A 23,530-nucleotide genomic window follows, 5' to 3' on the forward strand; every position below is an offset into this window, starting at 1 on the left:
GCGCCGCGCCGTCGAGTCGAGCATCACAGCCGAAACGCCCTCTCGCCGCCGGTCGCCCCGGAACGGGTCAGAGCCACGCCACATGCGGCGCGAGCAGCGCGTATCCCAGGAACGCGAACACGTCGAGCAGCGTGTGTGCCAGGATCAGCGGCCACAGTCGGCGCGTGCGCATCCACCACAGCGCGAACACGATCCCCATCGCCAGGTTACCGAGCCCGCCGCCGAAGCCCTGGTACAGGTGGTACGAGCCGCGCAGCACCGCGGTCCCGATCAGTGCGACCGCGGGCGACACCCCGATCTGGCGCAGCCGCACGAGCAGGTAGCCCACCACGAGGATCTCCTCGGCCGCCCCGTTGCCGGCCGCGGCGAGCACCAGCACGATCGGCCGCCACCACGTCTCCGTCAGCCCGGACGCGGAGACCTGCAGGTTGACACCGGCCGCGACCGCGCCCAGGTACAGCGCCAGGCCGGGGATCCCGATCACCGCCGTCAGCGCGAGCCCCCACCCGACCTGCCGCCAGGGCCGGTCGCGGACGAGCCCCACGGCCCGCGCACCGATCCCGGTGTGCGCCAGCAGCACCAGCGGCAGCAGGGCCCACGCGGTCAACCGCAGCACCCCGAGCGCCTGGTAGGCGAGGTCGAGCCAGGACTGTGTGGAACGGGAGACGTTGAGCGCCGCGGTCTGGTCCGCCAGGTCGGTGGGCGCGAGCATCGCGGAGACCAGGTCGAGCACGGCGTAGAGGCCGGACAGGCCGAAGGTGACGAGGAGGACGACGACGACCTCGGCGATCAGCAGCCGCCGGACACGCGGGTCGCTGACCGGGTCGAATCGCGCCGAGTACCGGGCGAACGTCCCGCGGAGGGACAGGGCCCGTCGCAGCCCACCGGGCCCGGGGGCGGGATCCGAGGCTTCGCTGGTGCTGACTTGCACGTTCACGACGGTGCCCCGCTCAGTCCTGGAGTCGCACGTGCTCGACGATGCGCCCCATCCAGCGGGCGCCCGGGGAGGACTGCTGCTCGGTGGTCACGTACGCCACCCACCACCGCTGGTCGGAGTCGCCGAACACCGCGGTGTAGACCAGCCCCCCGGCGTCGAGCCTGGCCGGGTCGTCGGGGACCACCACGTACGACACGGAGGCCCCGGATCCCGCCTCGTTCTCCACGGTGGCGGTGCGCCGGTCGTCCCGGACGCCGGTGACGCCCAGGACGTACTGCTGGATGGTCTCGGCGAGAGCGGTGGCGGCGCCTTCGTTGTCGGCGATCGCCGCGGCGGCGATACCGGGCTCGAGGGCGCCGGCGAAGATGCGGGTGTCCACGGCCCGTCCCGACCCGACCGGCACGAGCTCGAGTGAGCCGAACTCGGCGTCGGCGCGGGCCCGCCACCCCACCGGGACCACGATCTCCAGACCCGATGCCTGGTCGAGGTGATAGTCGCCGTGCAGGGTCGAGTCGCGGGGCAGCACCGACTCGGGGGCCGTGGCCACCGCGACCACGATGAGCAGGGCGAGCAGCCCCAACGCGACGTGGATCGTGCGGGGCCCCCGATTCTCCTCCGGGGTGAGGTGCGAGGCGTCCGGGGCGTCATCCGGGGCCGGGGTGTAGTCGGCCGCGAATTCCGGGCCGGTGGAGTCGTCGGAACCCATCGCTGGAGAGCGTAGCAACGCCAGGGGCACCAGGTCGGGCTGTGCGGACGCGGCGGGGGCGCACGGTGTAGACCTTAAATCCATGACGGTGTCGCTTGAACTGCTCGGCCGTGGCCCCTCACGGCCCGACCTGCTGGACGATCTCGTGGTGGACGAGGCCTCGATCGTGGAGGTGCTGGGCCGGTGGTCGGTCACGGCGCCGGTGGTGGTGGCGCCGGATCCGGTGACCGGGCAGCCGGCCCTCGACGAGGTCATGGAGGTGTTGGCCGGGGGGACCCCGGCCGTCGTCGACGTGGCTCCGGGGCTCGCCGCGATCGCCGGTACGGCGGCGCCCGCCGACCCGGCCGCACCGGCCTCCGGCCCCGATCAGGTCCAGAGTGCCGCGCACCTCGCGGACCTGCTCGCGGTGGCCTCCCACGCCGGCGTGGGGTTCGGCTCGGGCCTGGTGCCCCGCTGCGCTGACGCCTCGCAGGTGTGGGCTCTGCTGTCCGGTGCGGTCGCCGCGATGACCGGAGCAGACATCCGGGCCGCGATCGCCGAGCCGGACCCGGCCCGGATCGTGGGCCTGTCCCGATCGGCCCGGGAGGCGATCCGGGATGTCGTGACGTGCGTGCTCGTGCCGCACGATCAGCTCGCGACCATCGAGTCCGCCCTCAGCCCGGTGGACGGCGACTGACGCTGGCTAGGCTTGTCGTCGTGGTCACCGTCGCCTACCTCGGCCCCCCCGGCACGTTCACCGATGCCGCCCTGCACCGATTCCGTGCCGACGCCCGGATAGCGGACCTCCTCGCCGACGCCCGGGCCGTGCCGGCCGGCAGCCCGGATGAGGCGCTGGCCCTGGTCCGCGCCGGCGACGTCGATTACGCGTGTGTCCCGTTCGAGAACTCGGTCGACGGCACCGTCAACCCCACCAGCGACGCCCTCGCGGTGGGGGACCGACTGCAGATCTTCGCCGAGACCCAGATCGACGTGGTCTTCTCCATCCTCGTCCGCCCCAGCACCACCGCGGAGGACGTGACGGTCCTGCGCACCCACCCCGTGGCCGCCGCGCAGGTTCGACGCTGGGTCGGGGAGAATCTGCCGAACGCGCGTATCGAGACCACCTCCTCCACCGCGGCCGGCGCCGAGGAGGTCGCCGCCGGGAGCGCCGACGCGACCGCCGCACCCGCCCGCGCCGGGGAGATCAACGGGCTCGTCCCGCTCGCCGAGAACATCGCCGACGTCGGCGGCGCCCGCACCCGCTTCGTCCTGGTCGGCCGGCCCGCGCCGCCCACCCCGCGCACCGGCCACGACCGGACCTGCGTGATCTTCGGACTGCCCCATCAGCCCAACTCGCTGGTGCAGGCGCTGACCGAGCTGTCGATCCGCGACATCGACCTCACCCGCATCGGCTCGAGACCCACGCGCGTCGAGCGGTTCACCTACCTGTTCCACGTGGACCTCGTGGGCCACATCGACGACCCGATGGTCGCCGAGGCGCTCGTCGCCCTGCGGCACCGGACCGAGAGCCTGCGTTACCTGGGCTCGTGGCCCGTCGCCGATCTCGCGGAGGCCGGCTCGCCGCCGCCAGACCGCGCCGACGAGACGGCCTGGCTCGAGGGGCTCCGCCGCGGCGAGGGCGCCGGATGAGCGCCCGCCTGCACCTGGTCCGTCACGGGCAGACACCGTCCAACGTCGCCGGGGCGCTCGACACCGCACTGCCGGGGGCGCCGCTGACCGAGCTCGGTCGCGAACAGGCGGCGCTGGTGGGGCAGGAGCTGGCCGGCTCCGGGATCTCCCCGACCGTCGTGATGAGTTCCGAGGCGGCCCGGGCCCGCGAGACCGCCGGGCTCGTCGCCACCGAAATGGGCTTGCCGACGCAGGCCGTGCCCGGCGTCTACGAGGTGCAGGCCGGCCGGTACGAGATGCAGACCGGTGTCGAGGCGATGCTCGCCTACAACCGGCTCATGCGTGACTGGCTCGAGGCCGGTGACCTTACCGCTAGCCTGCCCGACGGGGAGAGCGCCCTCGACGTGCAGGACCGGACGATGCCGTTGGTCGCCGAACTGCGCGAGTCGTACCTCGACAACGGGATCGACGTGGTCCTGGTGGTGCACGGTGCGGTCATGCGGATGATGGCCGTGTTCGCCGGCGCCGCGCCCTCGCAGTGGGCCCTGGACAACCACATCGCCAACTGCGGGGTCATCGAGCTCGCCCCGGACGGCGGTGGCTGGTCGTGCGAGCGGTGGGGCGACCACCTGGGGCGGCCCGCGTTCTGACCCGGGGCGGGGACCGCCGGCGTGCAGGTCGCGGCCGTGCTCAGCCCCAGCCGAGCTCGTGCAGGGTCTCGTCGCCGATGCCGAAGTGGTGGGCGATCTCGTGGATCACCGTCACCGCGACCTCGTGGACCAGTTGATCCTCGGTGGAGCAGAAGTCGCACAGCGCGTCGCGGTAGATCGTGATGGTGTCGGGCAGGAATCCCGAATAGGTGGTGTCGCGCTCGGTCAACGCCACGCCCTCGTAGAGGCCCAACAGGCCCGGCTCGTCAGGATTGCGGTCGGCGATGAGCACCACGACGTTGTCCATGGCCCGGAACAACGCGTCCGGCACGGAGTCCAGCGCGTCGTCGACCAGGTGCTCGAACCGGGCTTCATCGACCCTGATGCTCACGATGCCCCGTCCGCGTCTGGCGTCACGGGTTCCCGCCGGGGACGGGCACCGAGATCGTGCTCTGGTCGCCGCCCGTCGTGGCCCCGGCCTCGCCGCCCGGCTGCTGGCCCGGCGGCGGGATGATCGTGGTGGTGGGCGCGACCGGCGTCTGACCGTCGACCAGCACGCCCTGCGTCGCCGAGCCCCGCAGCACCGCGAACGGCCCCGGATCCGCCGATCTCATCAGCCCGCAGTTGACCGTGCGGCTACCGGTGAGCCAGGACACCTCGGAGATCGGGTTGACCAGCGTCGAGATGAGGGTGCTGCGGCGCAGCGCCTCGCCGTCCCCGAAGTAGGCGATGCCGGCGTCCAGGCATGCCTGCGCGGTGAGTTCGGACTGCACCGACGGCTCCGGCGGGGTGGGGCCCTCCGGGAAGATCCCGGAGACATCGAGGTCGGACACGATCTCGATCGAATGGTCCTCTGCGCAGGGGATCGGCGCGCCGGGCAGCCCCTCGGCGGTGAACCCCAGGCACGTGCCGGGCTCCCACCGGCGGTGTTGATCCGCCTCGGCGAACAGCCCGGTCGACAGCGCCGAACGCCCGTCGAGCTCGGACGCGGCGACGCCGCACAGCACGCTGTGGTCGCCCTTGTCCCACCCCTCCTGCGAGGGCGGGACGACCAGCCCGGTGAAGCGGCCCTCCGGATCGACCTCGCGGCCGCCCGCGTACTCGGTGACGAGGGGCAGGCAGCGGTCGGTCCCGACGGGGGCCAGGTCGGCGGAGTCCGGCAGCGGCTGGTCGTCGCCGAACCCGGGAACCTCGGAGAGGTCGATCCGGGCGGCGACCTCGAACCGGTGCGGCTGCGCGCAGTCGACCGTGTCGAACGACGACACCTGGTCGGCGGCGTCCACGGACCAGGTCAGACAGGTGCCCGCCGTGGCACCCGCATAGGCGGGGCCGGACAGCGTGCGCGGGTCGACCTGCGGCACGACCGCGGCGATACGACCGGCGCGGTCGGAGCTCGGGTCGTTGATGGCCGAGACCATGAGCGCGCCCGTGACCGCCGCGCCGGAGAGGATCGCGACGAGTGAGGCCATGACCGCGCCCCGCGAACGGAGCAGGGACCGACCTTGATCAGAGGATCGGGAGGTGGGGGTCATCGCTCCTATGATGCCGTAATCCCGCCGTGGCGATAGGATCCCGGACATGAGCGGACACGACCACGAGCAGCAGGACGGGACCGACAGCGGTGCGCGTTCGCCGCGCGAAGGCGTGGACCCGGAGGTCCTCGAGTTCGCCCAGATGCTGTTCCAGCTGGCCAGAGACGGTGAGACCGAGCGGCTCGCCGCCTACGTCGACGCGGGCGTGACCCCGGACCTGACCAACGAGCGTGGTGACGCGCTGCTCATGCTGGCTGCCTACAACGGGCACCCGGAGACCGTCCGGGCTCTCGTCGAGCGCGGCGCAGAGGTGGACCGGGCCAATGATCGCGGGCAGACCCCGCTGGCCGGCGCGGTGTTCAAGGGCTACGGCGAGGTCGTCCGCATCCTCTTCGAGGCCGGTGCCGACCCGAACGGCGGCGTCCCCACCGCCATCGACACGGCGCGCATGTTCGAGAAGGACGCCTTCCTCGAGCTCTTCGGCGTCTGAGCCACCGGCCTCGAGTCGCCCCGCGCGGGGTGGAATGTGAGGTGGAGCCCGGGTCGTCGGGTGGGACGGGGCCGCTAGGCTGGGGCCCGTGATCGATCTCAAGCTGCTCCGCGAGAACCCCGACCTCGTCCGCGACTCCCAGCGGACCCGTGGCGAGGACCCGACGCTGGTCGACCAACTGCTGTCCGCCGACGAGTCCCGCCGGACGTCCATCGCGGCCGCCGACACCGCGCGTGGAGAGCAGAAGGCCCACGGCAAGAAGGTCGGCCAGGCCTCGGCCGAGGAGCGCCCGGCGCTGCTGGAGGCCGCCGGCGCGCTGAAGCAGGCCGTCAAGGACGCGGAGGAGTCGGAGAAGGCCGCCGCCGCCGAGGTCGACCGGATCCAGCGGCTGCTGTCCAACGTCGTCGAGGAGGGCACGCCCGCCGGCGGTGAGGACGACTTCGTGGAGATCGAGCGGATCGGTGAGATCCCCACCTTCGACTTCGAGCCCAGGGATCACCTCGAGTTGGGCGAGAGCCTGGGTCTGCTCGACATGGAGCGCGGCGCCAAGGTCTCCGGCGCCCGCTTCTACTTCCTCACCGGCTACGGCGCGCTCCTGCAGCTGGGCATGCTGCAGCTCGCCGCGCAGAAGGCCACCGCCAACGGGTTCACCCTGATGATCCCGCCGGTGCTCGTGCGCCCGGAGATCATGCAGGGCACCGGCTTCCTGGGCGCCCACGCCGACGAGGTCTACAAGCTCGAGGCCGACGACCTGTACCTGGTCGGCACCTCCGAGGTCGCGCTGGCCGGCTACCACCAGGGCGAGATCCTCGACCTGTCCGACGGTCCCAAGCGCTACTGCGGCTGGTCGTCCTGTTTCCGTCGCGAGGCCGGCAGCCACGGCAAGGACACGCGCGGCATCATCCGTGTCCACCAGTTCGACAAGGTCGAGATGTTCTCCTGGTGCAAGCCGGAGGATGCCCACGCCGAGCACCAGCGCCTGCTGGGTTTCGAGAAGGAGATGCTGCAGGCGATGGGCCTGCCGTTCCGGGTGATCGACATCGCCGGCGGCGACCTGGGCTCCTCGGCCGCGCGCAAGTACGACTGTGAGGCCTGGGTCCCGACGCAGGACGCCTACCGGGAGCTCACGTCCACCTCGAACTGCACCACCTTCCAGGCCCGCCGCCTCGGGGTGCGCTACCGCGACTCCAGCGGTAAGCCGCAGACCGCGGCCACCCTCAACGGGACGCTCGCGACCACGCGCTGGCTCGTGGCGATCCTCGAGAACCACCAGCAGGCCGACGGCTCGGTCGTGGTCCCCGAGGCGCTGCGCCCGTTCGTCGGCAAGGACGTGCTCGAACCCCTCCGCTGACACCCGGCATCCGCTCGGGCGCTCTGCCCGGGGCCGCGGTCCGCGCGGACGGCCGTCAGGGGCGGAACAGCATCATCACGCCGCTCGCGCTGGCACAGGTGCGGCCGTCGGTGTCGGTGACCTTGGCCTGCACAACGCACGTCGACCGGCCCACGTGCTCGACCTCGGCGCTGATCGTCGCGGGCGTGCGCTCGAGGCGCAGTGCACGGATGTAGCGGACGGTGAGGTCGAGCGTGTTGTAGCCGACGCCCGGCTCGACGACGGTGGCCGTGGCGTAGCCGAGCGCGGAGTCGACCCAACCCGAGACGATCCCGCCGTGGACGGTGCCACCGTTGTTGAGCGCCCACTCGGCGGGCGTGGCGGTCATGGTCACCGAGCCCTCCGCGGCGGCGGTGAGGCGCACCCCGAGGGTGTGTGCGCCGGGGGAGAGGTGGCGCTCGCCGCGGATGATCTCCTCGAGCGCCGCCAGACCGGCGTGCACGCGCTCCGACGGATCGGCGGGCGCTGCGGCCCAGGAGTATCGGCGGCTGTGCGACTCGGGATCGACCGAGTCGAAGGGGGCGTGGTCCACGCCGCCGAACCTACACGGCCACCGACACGGCGGGCCGAGCGCGGCGTGGGCCGCTACGCTGTGGGGCGTGGAGCTGCTCTATACGGGGATCATCGGGTTCGCCCGCACGATGTTCAAGGTCCAGGGTCTGGACATCACCATGCGCGGGGAGCATCACTTCCCCGAAAAGGGCGGTGCGGTGGTGGTGATCAACCACACCGGGTACTTCGACTTCGTCTACGCCGGTATCCCGGCGCGTGAGCACAAGCGCTTCATCCGCTACATGGCCAAGGCCGAGGTGTTCGACCATTCGGTCGCGGGCCCGATCATGCGCGAACTGCGGCACATCCCCGTCGACCGGGCGGCCGGCAAGCACTCGTTCGACGAGGCGGTCAGGCGGCTGCGCGCCGGCGAGCTGGTGGGCGTGTTCCCCGAGGCCACCATCAGCCGCAGCTTCGAGATCAAGGACTTCAAGTCCGGCGCGGTGCGCATGGCGCTCGAGGCCGGCGTGCCGATCCTCGCGGTGACCATCTGGGGCTCACAGCGCGTGTGGACCAAGGGCCTGCCCAAGAAGCTGTTGCGGCCCCGGGTGCCCGTCATGATGGAGGTCAGCGAGCCGATCGAGGCCTACGAGCCCGCCGCCGAGTGCACCGCGCAGGTCCGCGCGCAGATGCAGGCCACCCTCGAGCGGCTGCAGGACGAGTACGCCGAGCGGTACGGCCCCTACCCGGCCGGGGCGAGCTGGGTCCCGGCGCGCCTCGGGGGATCGGCGCCGACGCTCGAGGAGGCGTCGGTGCAGGATGAGGCCGAGCACGCCGAGCGACTGCGGCGCCACGCGGAGAAGGACGCCGCGCAGGGCGGTGGGTCGCCGGCGGGCGGTGCGGCGCCGCCGTCCGGGGAACCCCGGGAGACCGACGACGGCGACCCTGTGACGGGCGGCCCGAACGTTCCGTGACCTCCTCAAGACCTCTGCTCGTCGCCTCGGATGTCGACGGCACCCTCATCGGTACTGACCATCTCGTTCCGGCCGCCAACCGGGCGGTCGTCGAGGACATCGTGGCCGACGGCGCGTCGTTCATCCTGGCCACGGGCCGGCCACCGCGCTGGATGTCCCAGATCGTCGACCAGCTCCCGGTGGCGCCGTTGGCGGTCTGCGCCAACGGGGCGGTGATCATGGACACCGACAGTGGCGAGTTCCTGGCCACCACGCTCCTGCAGCCGGACGCTCTCGCCGAGCTCGACGGGATCCTCCGGGAGCGCCTGCCGGGTAGCGGCATCGCGGCCGAACGGCTCGGACGCGACGCGGCCGACGCGGACTTCGTCGCGAGTCCTGACTACGAGCACGCGTGGATCAGTCTCGAGCACCTCGAGGTGGGGCACGACGAGGTTCTGTCCGAGCCGGTGCTCAAGCTCCTCGCCCGGGTTCCGGGGATGCCGAGCGCCGACATGGCCGCCGCGCTGGAGGGGGCCGTCGAGCACCTCGCGGACATGACCTTCTCGACGACCGACGGGCTCATCGAGTTCGCCCCCCGCGGGGTCACCAAGGCCAGCGGCCTCACCGCGCTCACCTCAGGCGAGGTGGCGGTCCCGGCCTCGGCGCGTTCGGCGTCCGCGCTCACGCGGGCCGGCGGGGGAGGGACCGGTGGCGGCGCCACCGAGCGGATCGTCCCGGTGACCGTGGCGTTCGGCGACATGCCCAACGACGTGGAGATGCTGCGGTGGGCCGATCACGGGGTGGCCATGGGCAACGCGATCGCGTCGGTCCACGCGGTCGCGGACGAGGTGACGCTGAGCAACGATGACGCCGGCCTGGCGCACGTTCTGCGCCGCTGGTGGGTCTGAGACACCCGCTCCCGCGTACCCGGCGCGCAGCCGCGCGCCTCGATGAACTGCCGCTCCCGCCGACGCGCGGGCGGGAGTTCACTTCGAGGGGCGGGAGTTCAGGCGCGGGATCGGATGCCGGCAGGCGCTGGCGCGGATGCCGGGGAGGTGTGGCCGGCGGCCGAGCGGGTCGACGAAATAGAGCACGGACCGGTCCCCACCACTTCCCCGGTGTGCCCGCCGCCCCGTGGTGGGGAGGCGGGCACACCTGGTGGGAGCCGGTCCGCGAGTCTGAGGGGTCCTACGGGTTCGGCTCGACCGAGATCTCCTTGGTGGCCGGGTCGTAGACCAGGGTGCCGCCGGTGAAGCGCTGGGCGACGGTCCCGTCCTCGCGATCCGCCTCGCTGGACACCGGCAGTCCGAGCGGCCCGTGCTCGAAGCCCTGGGCGGCCCACGCGTCTCCGATCACGCCCCACACCGGATGGGTGCCGGTCCCGGGGGAGGAGTACAGCGCGCCGTTCTCGTGCTTGACCAGCGAGACGTCGCCGAACTTCTGGATCCCGGACAGCACCTTGCCGAGCGGCCCGGCGAACTGCGCGGCGAGCGCCGCGAAGTCGCCGCCGACCAGATCACCGACCGAGCCCGTGTCGAACGGGATGTCCGCCAGGGTCATGCCGCCGGTGAGGGCACGGGTCAGGGCGGGCACGTCGATCCGGCCGCCGTTCAGGACGGTCCGCAGCGCGGAGGTCACGGCCTCCTGGATGCCGGCCTTGTTGATGCCGGGCGCCTGCGAGCCTCCGCCCCCACCGGCGGGCGAGCCCGAGTCGGGGTTGGACGGGGCGGCTCCGCCCCCGCCGCCGCCCTTGGCGTAGGAGGCCGCGATGTCGCGGATCTGGCCCATCTTCGCGTAGCCGGCGTCGCCGGGGCAGGTGGTGAGGCCGACGTCGCGGTGGGCGAAGATGTTCGGCAGTCGCACGGAGGTGCCGTAGGCGTACTTGGTGTACGAGGTGCCCTCGGAGTAGTGGGTGTCGGAGCCCTTGGGGTCGATACCGGCCACCGAGAGTCGCCAGCCGAGGATCTCGCCCACCTTGCGGATGGTGACGTCGGGCGGGGTGAGGGTCGAGTAGTCGCCCATCATCGAGATGCCCCACGTGTTGCCGTTGAAGCCACCGGCGTGGGCGCCCTGGACGTTGCGGCTCAGGCCGCCGTGGCGGCCCTCGAAGGCCTGCCCGTACTTGTCGACCAGCACGTTGTAGCCGACGTCGCACCAGCCCAGGCTCTGGGCGTGGTAGGTGTAGATGCCGCGCATGACTCCTGCGGATTCTTCGCGGGAGTAGTTGTTGCTGCCGGCCGTGTGGTGGACGGTTGCAGCGGCGAGCGAGTCGTCGTATGTCGCGTTGCGGCAGCGCTGGGACTCATTGGCGCCCCAGCCCGAGCGGGTGATGATCGAGGGCTGCTTCGCGGCGATATCTCCGTCGGTGCCGGTCCCGCCGGTGGCCGAGACGTCGGCGAACGCGTCGGGGTCCGGGGTCGGGGTGGAGTCGGGGGAGAGCAGCACGGCCTGCACGGTGCTCGCGTCGAGATCGCTGCTCTCGGCGACCGGCTTGATGTCCGCGAAGCGGGTCGGCACCGGCGGTGCCGAGTCGAACGCGGGCGTGGCCGGCGTGCTCGCGCGCGCCGGGGCGGTCTCGGCGGCCGGCGTGTCGGTGCGTGCCGCGATGTCCTCGTCGGCCGGGGCCTCGGCGGCGTCGGTATCGGCGTCGGCGTCGGCGTGGGAGCCGGGCTGGGTGTCGGGCGCCTCGGCATCCGCGTCCGGCGCATCCGCCAGCGAGCTGTCGGACAGGTCGACGCCGCTGAGCGCGATCTGCACGGCCGTGGTGTCCAGGCCCAGGTAGACGGGCTCGGTGCCGCCGGTGCCTGTCGTGCTGTCGCCCTCGGCGTCGACCGACTCGGCCTCGAACCAGGGGCCCCACGAGCCGTCCGGGTTCTGGGCACGCACGTTGGCGACGGCGTCGGGGTGGGAGCCCTTCCAGGTGACGCCCATCATCGAGAACGGCGTCTCGGAGGTGACCTCCTTGACGGGCGACTGACCGCCGGCGATGTCCCGGTTCACGCCGGCCGCGGCGGGCGCCTCGGCGAGCGGAACCTGGACCTCGCCGGTGGGCAGACCGGTGCCGGCGGTGGTGGTGATGTCGTCGGAGGACTCGACCAACTGGTCAGGCCCGTATACGGCGAGGGGGGTGACGACGGACGCCGCGACCGCCACCGCAACGGCGAGGGTCCGGCGTCGACCGCTGAAATGCATGGGGCGGCGTCGTGTGCTCAAGGGCTTCTCCAGATCAGGTGTCTGCGGCCCGCGGCGTGGAGCCGCTGACCACTTCTCCCACCCCACCCCGCCGGCCGCGACCGGGCCGCGGACAGTGGGGCAGATGTGACGAACGGGGTCAATGTTAGCCAAGAAACGCGTGAAACCAAGTGGTACGGAAGTGAATTTTGGGATGACAGGCGTGTAGTTTCGAACCGGCGTACGACGACGACGACGTCCGACCAGCGCCGTGAGCGGATACCGGCGGTCGACGGTCGTCGGCAGATCAGATGCCCCCGACGCGCCGCGGGAGGGGCGAACTCGTCCGATGTGGGTGTTTCCGTGGTCGCCGACGGTGTCGTCGTCGTTGTCATCGTCGTTGTCGTCGACCCTGCTCCGCCCCCCTGCCCGGCCCCGGTCTGGTCGCCCGTCACCGGCGCGCCATTAACCACCCCCCGGCCCGACCGATACCCTGGGAACGAAGGACCCGCGCCGATCGGCGCGCGGCCTACGGACACGGCTGCGGAGAACCGCCGCGGCACAGAAGTCTTCAGCGAAGGGGAAGTCGACGATGGCGGACGAGCGGCAGTGGGGCACCTACGACCTCATCGTGGTGGGGTCGGGTTTCTACGGCCTGACGGTCGCCGAGCGGGCGGCCACCGAGCTCGGTAAGCGCGTCCTCGTGCTCGACCGGCGCCACCACATCGGCGGCAACGCCTATTCGGAGGCGGAGCCCGAGACCGGGATCGAGATCCACAAGTACGGCGCCCACCTGTTCCACACCTCCAACGAGCGCGTGTGGGAATACGTCAACCGGTTCACCGACTTCACCGGCTACCAGCACCGCGTGTTCTGCATGTATAAGGACACCGCGTACCAGTTCCCGATGGGCCTGGGCCTGATCAACCAGTTCTTCGGCCGCTACTACTCGCCCGACGAGGCGCGAAAGCTGATCGCCGAGCAGGCCGCCGAGTTCTCCTCCGACGAGGCCGCGAACTTCGAGGAGAAGGCCATCTCGCTGATCGGGCGCCCGCTGTACGAGGCGTTCATCAAGGGCTACACCGCCAAGCAGTGGCAGACCGACCCCAAGAACCTGCCCGCCGGCAACATCACCCGGCTGCCCGTGCGCTACAACTTCGACAACCGCTACTTCTCGGACACCTACGAGGGGCTGCCGGTCGACGGATACACCGCGTGGCTCGAGAACATGGCGGCGGACGAGAAGATCGACGTGGTGCTCGACACCGACTGGTTCGATGTCCGCGAGGCCGTGCGCGCCGCGAGCCCGGACGCGCCCGTCGTCTACACCGGCCCGCTCGACCGCTACTTCGACTACGCCGACGGCGAGCTCGGCTGGCGCACCCTGGACTTCGAGATGGAGGTCCTGCCCACCGGCGACTTCCAGGGCACCCCGGTGATGAACTACAACGACGCCGAGGTCGAGTTCACCCGCATCCACGAGTTCCGCCACTTCCACCCGGAGCGCAAGAACTACCCCACGGACAAGACCGTGATCATGCGCGAGTTCAGCCGCTTCGCCGAGCGCGACGACGAGCCGTACTACCCGATCAACGAGTCCACCGACCGCGAGCGGCTGGCCGCCTACCGCGACCGGGCCAAGGCCGAGACCGCCGCCAACAAGGTGCTCTTCGGTGGCCGCCTGGGCACCTACCAGTACCTCGACATGCACATGGCCATCGCCTCCGCGCTGACCATGTTCGAGAACACCCTCGCGCCGCACCTGCGCGACGGGGCGCCGCTCGCGGACTGACGCGGTGCCCGTGGCCTGACGCGGTACGCCGCTGAGCGGGCTGCGCAGCCCCGTCGCCGCCCAGCGCCGCCGGCGTCGAGCGCCGCCGACGTCGAGCAGAGGGTTCGGCACACATCTACTCGGCTGATGTGGGCCGAACTCTCTTGAGGATGCGTGGGCCGCCGAGGTTAGGGCTGCTCGGCGAGGGCGGCCACGATCTCGGCCCGCTGAGCCGGGTGCACGAGCGTCGGTCGGGCCTCACCGAGATGGACCAGCACCGGCGTCACCGAGGCCCAGAAGCGGCTCAGCGAACTCAGGCCCGCGTTCTCCGCGTGCGCCTGGATCCGCTCGGCGGCGGAATCGCCCGGCTGCGGCAGGTGTAGGTCCGGTCGCTTACCGATGATCTGGTTGTCCTTGCGCTCGGAGATGACGTAGCCCAGCGCGAACCCCACCGAGCGTGGCAGGTCGCCGCAGAGCAGCACGGTTGCCTCCGGGTAGTCGTCGAGGACGTGCTCGATCGCGCCCGAGAGCTCGACCACCAGGGTGGCGAAGGCCTTCGGGTCTATTTTCCGTCCGCTCGACCCCGGGATCCACCGGCCGACGGGCAGCTCCCACGGGCGCAGGTGCACCTCCCCGCCGACGTTCTCGACGGGGCCCGCCACGATCACCACGTCGCAGGTGTCCCGCAGTGGATACTGCGCGTCGACCTCGGACACCGGCCCGGTCGGCCCCAGCTGCAGCGACAGCCAGACCCGCTTCACCTCGTGGCGGTCGACGCGTGGCTCCACGACGGTCGTCAGAGTGATGTCCGGGTCGGGCGTCTCGTGGTGGGTGGCCCAGTCGCGCGACGACCACTCGTCGTAGCCATCGTCGAAGTACACCGTCCGCATCCCGGTGTCCCCGCCCGGGATTCGCGTCGACCGCGGCTCCTCCGGCACTTCGGCGAGCGAGGTCCGCTCCCGCAGCAGGACGTCGTAGCCCACCGATAGCGCGGCGGGGAACGAGAGATTGGGGGCGAACAGGTAGCCGGTGGCCTCGTCGTCGTCGTTCATCGCGCGTTCCAACTCGTCGGACACCCGCGCGACGTCGGCGCGCAGGTCCAGGACGTCACCCACCGCGCCGAACCAGCCGGTGGCCGTGCGGAAATCGAGGCTGCGCGCCCGGGCCATGTCCATCGCGCCCCGAAGGTGATCCGCGGAGGCGGCCGGCAGCAGGCGCAGGTAGTACAGCGTGCCGTTGCGGTTGATCATCCAGTGCCGCAGCGCCATCATCGCGATCAGGAGTCCGGCGGAGCCCAGGAACCACGCCAGGCGCGGCAACGACGTGCAGTGGTGCGACCAGAGATCCGGGACACCGGAGATGGTGCAGGAGCCGTCCGCGCTAATGACGTCATCCGCCACGAGGCCGCCGAACGCGGTGGTCAACGCGATGGTGACGGCGATGAGGGTTTCCACGACGAGCATGGGCCAAAGGTAGCCCGGTTCGAGTTCGGGCGGACCTGGGGCCGGGGGATCGATCGCCCGCGGGGGTTAGGCTTCCGCCATGACACGAGCGACCTCGCCAGTGCTCCGACTACTCGTGGCGCTCGTCGGCGCCGCGCTGTTCCTGCTCTCGGCCGGGCACCTCGCCGGCGGCCCCGCGGCACGGGCCCAGGCGCCCGCTCCCGCGCCGGCTCCAGCCGAGACCGCGCCCGCACCCTCCGACACCGCGCCCGCGACGACGGTGTCGGTGGGCGTCACCGACCGCGCGGGACTGCTGTCGGACGGCGATGACGACCTGCTGCGCACCGAGACACCGCGGATCGACTTCCCGCCGCAGGTGCGGCACGTCGAGTACCTGGTCTTCGACGACGGGGGCAGCAATCTCAACGACACGACCCTCGAGTTCGCCGAGGACGAGCGTCCGGACCTGCTGGCAGAGGACCGGAAGAAGTGGGCGCCGGGGACGCTGATCGTGTCCAACGATGCCGAGGCGCGCGACGTCGGCATCTACTGCGGCGACGACGTGTGCGTGGCCATGGACCTCTTCGAGGGATCGCACCTGGACGGCTCGCTCGAGGCGATGAAGGACCCGATGCGGCGCGACAACACCGCCGTCGGACTGCTCGCCGGGGCGAAGGCCGCCGCCGATCCCACGGTCCTCGCGCCCGAATCCGAGGGCATGCCGTCCTGGCTGCCGTGGGCGCTCGGCGGCGCGGGAGTGGTGGGTGCGGGCGCCATCGGTGCTGCCGTGGCGGGCTCTCGCAAGAAGAAGGCCGCCACGGCGCGGGAGCGCTACGACCGGGTCTCTCGCGAGTACGGGCGGATCGCGGGCGAGCTCGGCGGGCTGGACGTCCGCGCCAACTCCCTACGGTCACCGCTGGCCGACGACGAGCTGCGTGGGCAATGGGCCGACGTGCGGGACCGGTTCCTCGAGGTGGACGCGATCATGGGCCGGATCGGCGACCTCCGGCCCGAGTCCACGGACGCCGAGTTCCGGGCGGCGGCCGCCGACATCGAGACCGCCCACACCACCGTCGACCAGATGGATACGGCGGAGAAGAACATCGATCAGCTTTTCCGCATGGAGCAGGGCGATGCCGACGTGCGGCGCCGCCAGCTGGGCGAGCTCCGCGAGGACATGGGCGCCGCCGCGCTGGGTGCCGAGGACGAGAGGCTGTCGTCCGAGGCCAGGGCGCTGGAGGCCCGAGCCGACGACTTGGCCCGGGACACCGGCGCCACCGACTTCATGGACCGCTACGCCCGGTTGGTCGTGGACTACCGGCTGGTCGTCGAGGCCATCCGCGAGCGCGAGATGTCGGACGTCGAGGCCGCCGCGGACGCCGGCGACCGCCACGCGCCGCGGCTGTACGACCGCGACTGGCGCGCGGGCTACGGCTACAACGGCTTCGTGCCGTTCTACGTGGCCTCGAGCTGGCACTCCCACGACGTGCAGGCGGCGCAGGCGTCGAGCTCCACGAACACCGGGTACTCGAACGCGTCGTTCTCCGGCGGAGGCGGGTCCAGCGGGTACTGACCCCGCCGCCCCTCGTGGCACGCCGCCCCACCACCCGTCGCCCCATCGAGAAGAACGTTCCGGACACCGCCACTCGGACAACGTGTGCGGAACGCTTTTCTCGTGCGGCGACGGACCGTCAGCGCTCGACGATCTCCACCGACTCGATGGTGTGCGTGGTCGACGGGGCGCCCTGTGGGCTGCCGTCGGACTCGATCGACGTGACCGTCTCCATGCCCTCGGTGACGGTGCCGAACAGGCTGTAGCTCGGGGGCAGCGAGACGCCCGAGTCGCCGGTGACGATGAAGAACTGCGAGCCGTTGGTGTCGGGGCCGGCGTTGGCCATGGCCATGGAGCCGATCTCGTACTCGCCCGCCGCGGGGAGCTCGTCGTCGAACTCGTAACCCGGGCCACCCGCTCCCGTGCCCTGCGGGTCGCCGCCCTGGATCATGAAGCCGGGGATCACGCGGTGGAACGTGACGCCCTCGTAGAACTTGTTGCGGGCCAGGAAGACGAAGTTGTTCACCGTCTCCGGGGCCTTGTCCTCGAGCAGGTCGACGGTGACCGCGCCGGCGTCCGTGGTGATGACCGCCGAGTAGTCGACACCCGGGGTCAGACACATCGGGGGAGCGGAGGCGAAGTCCGTGGCCCGCTCGTCCGCGCCCTCGGCGGGCGGACACTCGACGGTCGCGTCGCCGCTGTCGGGTTCGGCGGCCGCGGTGGAGGCGCCACCCCCGGACTCGGCTGCCGGGGTGGGCTCGTCCGAGCTGCAGCCGGCGAGGGCCAGCGGGGTGGCCAGGGCGAGCACTCCCAGTGCGGCGCGGAGGGTCGGACGAGGACGGGCGTGGGTGTGGATGCGCATGGAATGAACTTAAGCCCTACGGGCCCGCCGGTGGTCCTCGGCGCGTGGTGAAGGTGGCGGATCGTGCCAGCCGGGTACGATCGATCCGGCTTTCGCCCCGCAGTAGCGAGGGCGTGGGTTATGCAACGTGGACGAGGGCGGCCCCGGCCGTCGGGACGGGGACGCGCGTACATGGAACACCGAGGCCACCACGAGGCAGGCGGCGAGATCGAGCGGTCGGTCGCAGCACTTGCGGACCCGCGTGGCCTGGAATGCCTGCAGCGCATCATCCTGCCGCGGGCCGGTGAGCCGCTGGACGTGCGGTCGCTGTACCTGGAAGAGGCGTCCACCAACGCCCGGCGCGCGCATTCGTCCAGCCGCACCACGCTGAGCATCGGCGCGGACAGCGAGGTCTCGTTCGCCACCTACTTCAACGCGTTCGCCGCCGCGTACTGGCGCCGGTGGACCGTGCTGGACTCCGTCGTCCTACGCCTGACCGTCCGCGGCGCGGGGCGGGTGGACCTCTACCGCTCCAAGATCGACGGCTCGCGCATCGCGATCACCGGCGACGTCGTGGGCAGCCCCGGCGACACCGACCGCGTGACCACGGTCGAGTTTGTCTGCGACCTCGGCCCGTTCGAGGACGGCGGCTGGATCTGGTTCGACCTCACCTCCGACACGGACGTCGAGCTGCTGGCCGGTGGCTGGTACTCGGCCGTCGCCGCGCCGGAGACCCGGCCCGACGCCGGACCCGACGGCCGGCCCGACCCGTCGGTGCAGGTGCCCAACGACCGGCGCGTCACGATCGGCATCCCCACCTTCAACCGCCCGGGCGACGCCGTGGCCGCGCTGGAGGCCCTGACCTCCGACCCGCAGGTCGACGCCGTGATCGATGCGGTGCTCATGCCCGACCAGGGCGACCGCAAGGTGCGGGACGAGCCGGGCTTCACCGAGGCCGCCGAGGCGCTGGGCGACCGGCTGCGGATCTTCGACCAGCCCAACCTCGGCGGTTCCGGTGGGTACAGCCGCATCATGTACGAGGCCCGTCGCCTCACCGACTCGCCCTACATCCTGTACATGGACGACGACATCGAGATCGAGCCCGACTCGATCCTGCGCGCGCTGGCCTTCGCCCGGTTCTCCACCGTGCCGATGCTCGTCGGCGGGCAGATGCTCAACCTGCAGGAGCGCAGCCACCTCCACACCATGGGTGAGGTGGTCGGCGGCCACGACTTCATGTGGACCGCTGCCCCGCACGCGGACTACGACTACGACTTCTCCACGTACCCGCTGACGGACCGCGACAACCCCAAGCCGCTGCACCGCCGCATCGACGTGGACTACAACGGCTGGTGGATGTGCCTCATCCCGCGTGTGGTCGCCGAGAAGATCGGGCAGCCGCTGCCGCTGTTCATCAAGTGGGACGACGCCGAGTACGGGCTCCGCGCCCGCCGGGCCGGGCACCCCACCGTCACCATGCCCGGTGTGGCGATCTGGCACATGGCGTGGTCCGACAAGGACGACGCGATCGACTGGCAGGCGTACTTCCACCTGCGCAACCGCCTCGTGGTGGCCTCGCTCTACCACGACGGCGATCACAAGGGGATCATGCAGTCCAGCCTCAAGGCGCTGGTCAAGCACCTGGTGTGCCTCGAGTACTCGACCGTGGCCATCCAGATCGAGGCGATCCGCGACTTCCTGCGCGGCCCCGAGGCGCTGTACGAGCTGCTGCCCACGGCGCTGCCCAAGGTCCGGTCGATGCGCGCCGGGTTCCCGGACGCCGTCGTCGTCCCCTCCGCCGTCGACCTACCCGCCCCGTCAGGCGGGCCCGCCGGCATCCACACCGAACCCAAGGGCAGGGCTCGCAAGGTCATCGCCCTGGCCAAGGGCCTGGCCCACACGTTGTCCCGCGACGACAAGGCGCACCACGAGGTGCCGCAGGCCAACTTCCCTCCGGTCGAGGCGCGCTGGTACTCGCTCAGCCGTGTCGACGGCGCCACCGTCACCACCGCGGACGGCCGCGGGGTCGTCTACCGCAAGCGCGACCGGGACAAGGCCGCAGCCCTGTTCAAGGAGTCCGCGGCCCTGCATCGTGAGTTGTACCGTCGATTCCCCGAGATGCGCCGCCGCTACCGCCGGGCGCACGCCGAACTCGTGACCAAGGAGGCCTGGAGCCGTGTCTTCGACGCCTGACCCCGCCACACCGGCCACGGCCGGAGTGTCCGCCGGACATGGGGCGACGCCGACGGTCGAGATCCCCGTGCCGACCGGCGAGGTGCGGCTCCTCTCCGGGATCCAGCGACGACTGCTCGCCGTGCCCGGGTCGCGGGAGGCCGCCGTGACGCTCTCGCATGTCGGTGAGCACGCCCTGGGCTGGATGGCGATTGCCGGCGCCGGAATGGTGCTCGACCCCGCCCGCCGGGGCCGGTGGGCGATGGTCGGGGTGGGGACCTTCGGCGCGCACGCCACCTCCGTCGTGCTCAAGCGTGTCGTCCGGCGCAGGCGCCCCGACCACCCGAGCGTGGCGGTGGGCGTCGGAACGCCCTCGAAGCTGAGCTTCCCCTCCTCCCATGCCACGTCGACCACCGCGTTCGCCCTGCTCGCGGGGTCGGTCAGCGGCGTGCCGATCGCCCCGGCACTCGTGCCGGTGATGCTGGCGTCCAGGCTCGTGCTCGGAGTCCACTACCCTTCTGATGTGCTCGCCGGCGCCACGGTCGGTGCGGGCTGCGCTGCGCTCACCCGCGCTGTATGGCCCACTGCGGCCGTCCAGCGCGTGTTGCCCGAGGCGTTGCGCGAGGCCGAGGCGGGCCCAGGCACCACTGAGAATCCCGAGGAGAATTGATGACCGATCAGACCGGAGCCCCGGCAGCCCGGGGCGGGGGAGATCACCAGCTCTTCGGCGCCGAGCCGCACACGGCCAACGAGATCGACGACATCGCGGAGGCGGAGGAGGAGGCCAAGGGTGCCCCGCCCAAGAACCTCCTCGACGGGATGATCAAGGCGCTCCGTCCGCGCCAGTGGGTCAAGAACGTCCTCGTGATCGCCGCCCCCGCGGCGGCCGGCTCGCAGACCCTGACCGACTCGTCGGTCCTGTTCTCGGTCTTCATCGCGTTCGTGGCCTTCTGCATGGCCGCGTCGAGCGTGTACCTCATCAATGACGCGATGGACGTCGAGGCCGACCGCGCCCACCCGACCAAGCGGTTCCGTCCCATCGCCGCCGGCGTCCTGCCCGTCGGACTGGCGTACGGCATGGCGGTGGTGCTCATCATCGCGGCGCTGGTCATCTCCGTGCTCTTCGCACACCCGGCGCTGGCGATCGTCGTGGCCGTGTACATCGTGCTGCAGCTCATGTACTGCTTCGGTCTCAAGCACCAGCCGGTGCTCGACATCGCGTTCGTCTCCTCCGGCTTCCTGCTGCGCGCGGTGGCCGGCGGCGCGGCGGCCGAGGTCGCCATCTCACAGTGGTTCCTGCTGGTCATGGCCTTCGGCTCGCTGTTCATGGCGGCCGGCAAGCGGTACGCGGAGTTGAGCCTCCACCTGAAGACCGGCGCCAAGATCCGCAAGGCGCTCGAGAGCTATACGCCCACCTACCTGCGCTTCGTGTGGACGTTGTCGGCCACCGTGCTGGTGCTCTGTTACGCGCTGTGGGCCTACGACCGCGGCTCGGATCCGGGCCAGCCGGCCGGTGCCGCGATCTGGCTCCAGATCTCGATCGTCCCGTTCACCATCGCCGTCCTGCGCTACGCCGTGGACGTCGACGCGGCCCAGGCCGGCGAGCCGGAGGACATCGCCCTGGGCGACCGGGTCCTGCAGATCCTGGCCGCCCTGTGGGTGCTGGCCGTGGTGATCGGCGTCTACATCGTCCCGGCGATCTGACCCCGGCTCTGGCGATGACGGAAGTGGCGGCGGGCAGGTCTCGCCGGTGGTCCGGGACGGCCTTCTGGGCCGGCGTGGCCGTGGTGGTGGCGATCTTCTTCGCGGGCGCCTGGCAGCGGCGGTGGATCGCCGACGACGGCCTGATCGTCCTGCGTACCGTCCGCAACCTCATCGCGGGCAACGGGCCGGTGTTCAACGCCGGCGAGCGCGTGGAGTCCAACACCTCCACGCTGTGGACCTATCTCATCTACCTCACCCACGAGGTCGTGGGTTTCCGGCTCGAGCTCGTCGCCCTGGGCCTGGCGCTCACCCTGAGCATGGCCGCGGTGGTGTGCGCGATGCTCGGCACCCGCGTCATGTACCGCGGCACCCGCCGAGCCCCCGCCGGCGTGCCCATGCTCCTGCTGCCGTTCGGCGTGCTCATCTACGTGATGCTGCCCCCGGCGCGCGATTTCGCCAGCTCGGGCCTGGAGACGGGTCTGGTGATCTGTTGGATCGGCGTCATGTGGCTGGGAATGCAGCTGTGGGCGCGGGCCGGGCATCGCGAGTACCGGTTCGGTCTGCCCGCCCCGGGCGTGGCGGCGCTGGCGTTCATCGCGGGCCTGGGCCCGCTGGTGCGGCCGGAGATGGCCATCGCGGCGGCGGTCTTCCTCGCGCTCATGGCGGCCGCGCGCCAGTCGTGGCGGCACCTGGGCTGGTTGGTGGCGATCGCCGGCGCCGTGCCCGTGCTCTACCAGCTGTGGCGCATGTCGTATTATGCGCTGCCGTACCCGCTCACCGCGGTGGCCAAGGACGCGGGCGGCTCCAAGTGGGGTCGCGGTCTGGAGTACCTGTGGGATCTGCTGTCGCCGTATGCGCTATTGGTGCCGATCGCGGTGGTGCTGGTCGCGGGCCTGGTCTCGCTCTGGGCGGTCACGAATCCGCGACCCGGAGCGTGGATCCGCTACTTCCGCAATGGGGGCGGATCCGCCGACGCGGTGGCGGATCAGGGCGACGACGCCGCTCGCGATGACCAAGGCGACGACGACGCCGTCAGCCGGTTGAACCGTCTACGGGGCGGGGTGCGCTCCACCCCGGTCGTCACCGTCGCGTTCCTCGCGGTGGCCCTGATCATGTTGCTCTACGTCACCCGCGTCGGCGGCGACTTCATGCACGGCCGTGTGCTGCTGCCATCGCTGTTCCTGTTCCTGCTGCCGGTCTCGGTGGTGCCGCTGCCGATCGGGCCGCCGCGCGGGGAGCGGGACGGGAGGGTGCGCCGCGTGGCGGTGCCCGTGGTCGCGGCGGCGTGGCTCGTCGTCGTCGGCTGGGCGGTGGCCGTCGAGGTCACCCAGGACCCCTTCCGCGAGGAGCCCGAGTCCATCACGGCGGCCGGGATCGTGGACGAGCGCCAGTTCTACATCCAGCGCACCGGCCACCGCCACCCGCTGCTGGCGGAGGACTACCTCGACTTCCCGCGGATGCGCGCGCTGGTGCGGGACGTCTCGACCAATCGGACGGGCGCGGTGTTCCTGCCGGTGCCGGGGTTCCAGGACCGTTGGGATGTGGTGTCGTATGACCGGCCCATGCCGGGGCTGGCGCCGTTCGAGCTGCCCGACGACCCGATCAAGACCGTGGTGTTCCTCAACCTCGGCATGACGAGCATGAATCTGCCGCTCGACGTCAAGGTCTACGACACCGTGGGCCTCGCCTCGCCGCTGGCCGCCCACACGGACCGCATGGAGGACGGGCGGATCGGGCACGACAAGTTCCTCCCGTACGACTGGGTGATGGCGTCCACCGGGGTGGTCGAGGATCCTGTGAACTTCCCCCGGTGGATCGACGTCAACTGGGTGAACCAGGCCGAGGTGGCTCTGCAGTGTTCTGCGACACAGGCGCTCATCGAGTCGTATTCCGCGCCGCTGACTCCTGAGCGACGGTGGTCAAACCTCGTGAACGCATTCTCATTCGCCGAGTACCGGATGAACAGAATCCCTGCATACGAGGTCCAGAGGTGTGGTCTGCCCATGCCGGAGGAAGTGGAGAAGTATCAGGGCACTAGGTAGGGTGGCGCCTGCTGTTGTCTCGGAACGGTAACGGCAGGGGATCAAAATGGTCCCCGACCTGTAACACCTGTCCCATA

21 protein-coding genes are annotated in these 23,530 nt (G+C 71.3%); 13 read left to right on the forward strand and 8 right to left on the reverse strand.

The window, feature by feature from the left end:
• Positions 1-67 precede the first annotated feature (67 nt).
• Together K3888_RS15285 and K3888_RS15290 are read right to left on the reverse strand one after the other, a co-directional pair.
• Positions 68-868, reverse strand: a complete 801-nt coding sequence (locus K3888_RS15285) for a CPBP family intramembrane glutamic endopeptidase (protein WP_230931204.1) — start codon at positions 866-868, stop codon at positions 68-70.
• Between the two features lie 82 nt (positions 869-950).
• Positions 951-1,643 (reverse strand): APA family fibronectin-binding glycoprotein, encoded by a 693-nt coding sequence (locus tag K3888_RS15290; protein WP_230931143.1) that lies wholly within the window; start codon positions 1,641-1,643, stop codon positions 951-953.
• Positions 1,644-1,725: 82 nt separating this feature from the next.
• Here K3888_RS15290 and K3888_RS15295 point away from each other — a divergent pair, with 82 nt between their 5' ends.
• The 3 genes from K3888_RS15295 to K3888_RS15305 are packed head-to-tail and all read left to right on the forward strand — an operon-like array spanning position 1,726 to position 3,901.
• On the forward strand, positions 1,726-2,319 hold the full coding sequence (locus K3888_RS15295; protein ID WP_230931144.1) for a hypothetical protein: 594 nt from the start codon (positions 1,726-1,728) through the stop codon (positions 2,317-2,319).
• Between the two features lie 20 nt (positions 2,320-2,339).
• Complete coding sequence (gene pheA / locus K3888_RS15300; RefSeq protein WP_230931145.1) at positions 2,340-3,272, forward strand: prephenate dehydratase; 933 nt, start codon at positions 2,340-2,342, stop codon at positions 3,270-3,272.
• The gene (locus K3888_RS15305; protein ID WP_230931146.1) at positions 3,269-3,901 is read left to right on the forward strand and encodes a histidine phosphatase family protein; all 633 of its coding nucleotides are present in this window, start codon (positions 3,269-3,271) and stop codon (positions 3,899-3,901) included. The genes pheA and K3888_RS15305 overlap by 4 nt, the downstream gene beginning before the upstream one ends.
• A gap of 40 nt (positions 3,902-3,941) precedes the next feature.
• On the opposite strand, the gene K3888_RS15310 is transcribed toward K3888_RS15305, so the two are convergent.
• Both K3888_RS15310 and K3888_RS15315 read right to left on the reverse strand, forming a co-directional pair.
• Positions 3,942-4,292, reverse strand: coding sequence for a metallopeptidase family protein (locus tag K3888_RS15310; protein WP_230931147.1), 351 nt, complete (start codon positions 4,290-4,292; stop codon positions 3,942-3,944).
• A 22-nt stretch (positions 4,293-4,314) separates the two neighbouring features.
• The gene (locus tag K3888_RS15315; protein ID WP_230931148.1) at positions 4,315-5,433 is read right to left on the reverse strand and encodes a septum formation family protein; all 1,119 of its coding nucleotides are present in this window, start codon (positions 5,431-5,433) and stop codon (positions 4,315-4,317) included.
• A gap of 142 nt (positions 5,434-5,575) precedes the next feature.
• Here K3888_RS15315 and K3888_RS15320 point away from each other — a divergent pair, with 142 nt between their 5' ends.
• Both K3888_RS15320 and serS read left to right on the forward strand, forming a co-directional pair.
• Positions 5,576-5,923: an ankyrin repeat domain-containing protein gene (locus tag K3888_RS15320; protein WP_230931205.1), complete on the forward strand. Its 348-nt coding sequence runs from the start codon at positions 5,576-5,578 to the stop codon at positions 5,921-5,923.
• A gap of 88 nt (positions 5,924-6,011) precedes the next feature.
• Positions 6,012-7,274 (forward strand): serine--tRNA ligase, encoded by a 1,263-nt coding sequence (gene serS, locus K3888_RS15325; RefSeq protein ID WP_230931149.1) that lies wholly within the window; start codon positions 6,012-6,014, stop codon positions 7,272-7,274.
• Positions 7,275-7,329: 55 nt separating this feature from the next.
• Here the strand turns inward: serS and K3888_RS15330 are convergent, their stop codons facing one another.
• On the reverse strand, positions 7,330-7,845 hold the full coding sequence (locus K3888_RS15330) for a PaaI family thioesterase (protein WP_230931150.1): 516 nt from the start codon (positions 7,843-7,845) through the stop codon (positions 7,330-7,332).
• A gap of 67 nt (positions 7,846-7,912) precedes the next feature.
• Here K3888_RS15330 and K3888_RS15335 point away from each other — a divergent pair, with 67 nt between their 5' ends.
• Entirely contained in the window at positions 7,913-8,779 is an 867-nt protein-coding gene (locus K3888_RS15335) for a lysophospholipid acyltransferase family protein (protein ID WP_230931151.1), read from the forward strand.
• Positions 8,776-9,666: an HAD family hydrolase gene (locus K3888_RS15340; RefSeq protein ID WP_230931152.1), complete on the forward strand. Its 891-nt coding sequence runs from the start codon at positions 8,776-8,778 to the stop codon at positions 9,664-9,666. The genes K3888_RS15335 and K3888_RS15340 overlap by 4 nt, the downstream gene beginning before the upstream one ends.
• Positions 9,667-9,946: 280 nt before the next feature.
• Here K3888_RS15340 and K3888_RS15345 read toward each other — a convergent pair whose 3' ends face one another.
• Positions 9,947-11,971: an N-acetylmuramoyl-L-alanine amidase gene (locus K3888_RS15345; RefSeq protein ID WP_230931153.1), complete on the reverse strand. Its 2,025-nt coding sequence runs from the start codon at positions 11,969-11,971 to the stop codon at positions 9,947-9,949.
• Between the two features lie 550 nt (positions 11,972-12,521).
• Here K3888_RS15345 and glf point away from each other — a divergent pair.
• On the forward strand, positions 12,522-13,721 hold the full coding sequence (gene glf, locus K3888_RS15350) for a UDP-galactopyranose mutase (protein WP_230931154.1): 1,200 nt from the start codon (positions 12,522-12,524) through the stop codon (positions 13,719-13,721).
• 167 nt (positions 13,722-13,888) lie between these two features.
• Here the strand turns inward: glf and K3888_RS15355 are convergent, their stop codons facing one another.
• Positions 13,889-15,163, reverse strand: a complete 1,275-nt coding sequence (locus tag K3888_RS15355; protein WP_230931155.1) for a hypothetical protein — start codon at positions 15,161-15,163, stop codon at positions 13,889-13,891.
• Positions 15,164-15,242: 79 nt separating this feature from the next.
• On the opposite strand from K3888_RS15355, the gene K3888_RS15360 reads away from it, so the two are divergent.
• Positions 15,243-16,715, forward strand: coding sequence for a DUF5129 domain-containing protein (locus tag K3888_RS15360; protein ID WP_230931156.1), 1,473 nt, complete (start codon positions 15,243-15,245; stop codon positions 16,713-16,715).
• Between the two features lie 118 nt (positions 16,716-16,833).
• Here the strand turns inward: K3888_RS15360 and K3888_RS17930 are convergent, their stop codons facing one another.
• Positions 16,834-17,556: a peptidylprolyl isomerase gene (locus tag K3888_RS17930; protein ID WP_295650703.1), complete on the reverse strand. Its 723-nt coding sequence runs from the start codon at positions 17,554-17,556 to the stop codon at positions 16,834-16,836.
• A 171-nt stretch (positions 17,557-17,727) separates the two neighbouring features.
• Between K3888_RS17930 and K3888_RS15370 the strand changes: the two genes are divergently transcribed.
• The 4 genes from K3888_RS15370 to K3888_RS15385 are packed head-to-tail and all read left to right on the forward strand — an operon-like array spanning position 17,728 to position 23,453.
• Positions 17,728-19,728 carry a glycosyltransferase gene (locus K3888_RS15370; RefSeq protein ID WP_230931157.1) on the forward strand — a complete coding sequence of 667 codons (2,001 nt, stop codon included), beginning with the start codon at positions 17,728-17,730 and terminating at the stop codon, positions 19,726-19,728.
• A 25-nt stretch (positions 19,729-19,753) separates the two neighbouring features.
• On the forward strand, positions 19,754-20,377 hold the full coding sequence (locus tag K3888_RS15375) for a phosphatase PAP2 family protein (protein ID WP_230931206.1): 624 nt from the start codon (positions 19,754-19,756) through the stop codon (positions 20,375-20,377).
• Positions 20,377-21,411 (forward strand): decaprenyl-phosphate phosphoribosyltransferase, encoded by a 1,035-nt coding sequence (locus K3888_RS15380; protein ID WP_230931158.1) that lies wholly within the window; start codon positions 20,377-20,379, stop codon positions 21,409-21,411. The genes K3888_RS15375 and K3888_RS15380 overlap by 1 nt, the downstream gene beginning before the upstream one ends.
• Before the next feature lie 14 nt (positions 21,412-21,425).
• Positions 21,426-23,453 (forward strand): arabinofuranosyltransferase AftB family protein, encoded by a 2,028-nt coding sequence (locus K3888_RS15385; protein ID WP_230931159.1) that lies wholly within the window; start codon positions 21,426-21,428, stop codon positions 23,451-23,453.
• Positions 23,454-23,530: the final 77 nt, after the last annotated feature.

The sequence above is a fragment of the Dietzia aurantiaca genome (genome assembly GCF_021033825.1).
Classification (GTDB): domain Bacteria; phylum Actinomycetota; class Actinomycetes; order Mycobacteriales; family Mycobacteriaceae; genus Dietzia; species Dietzia aurantiaca.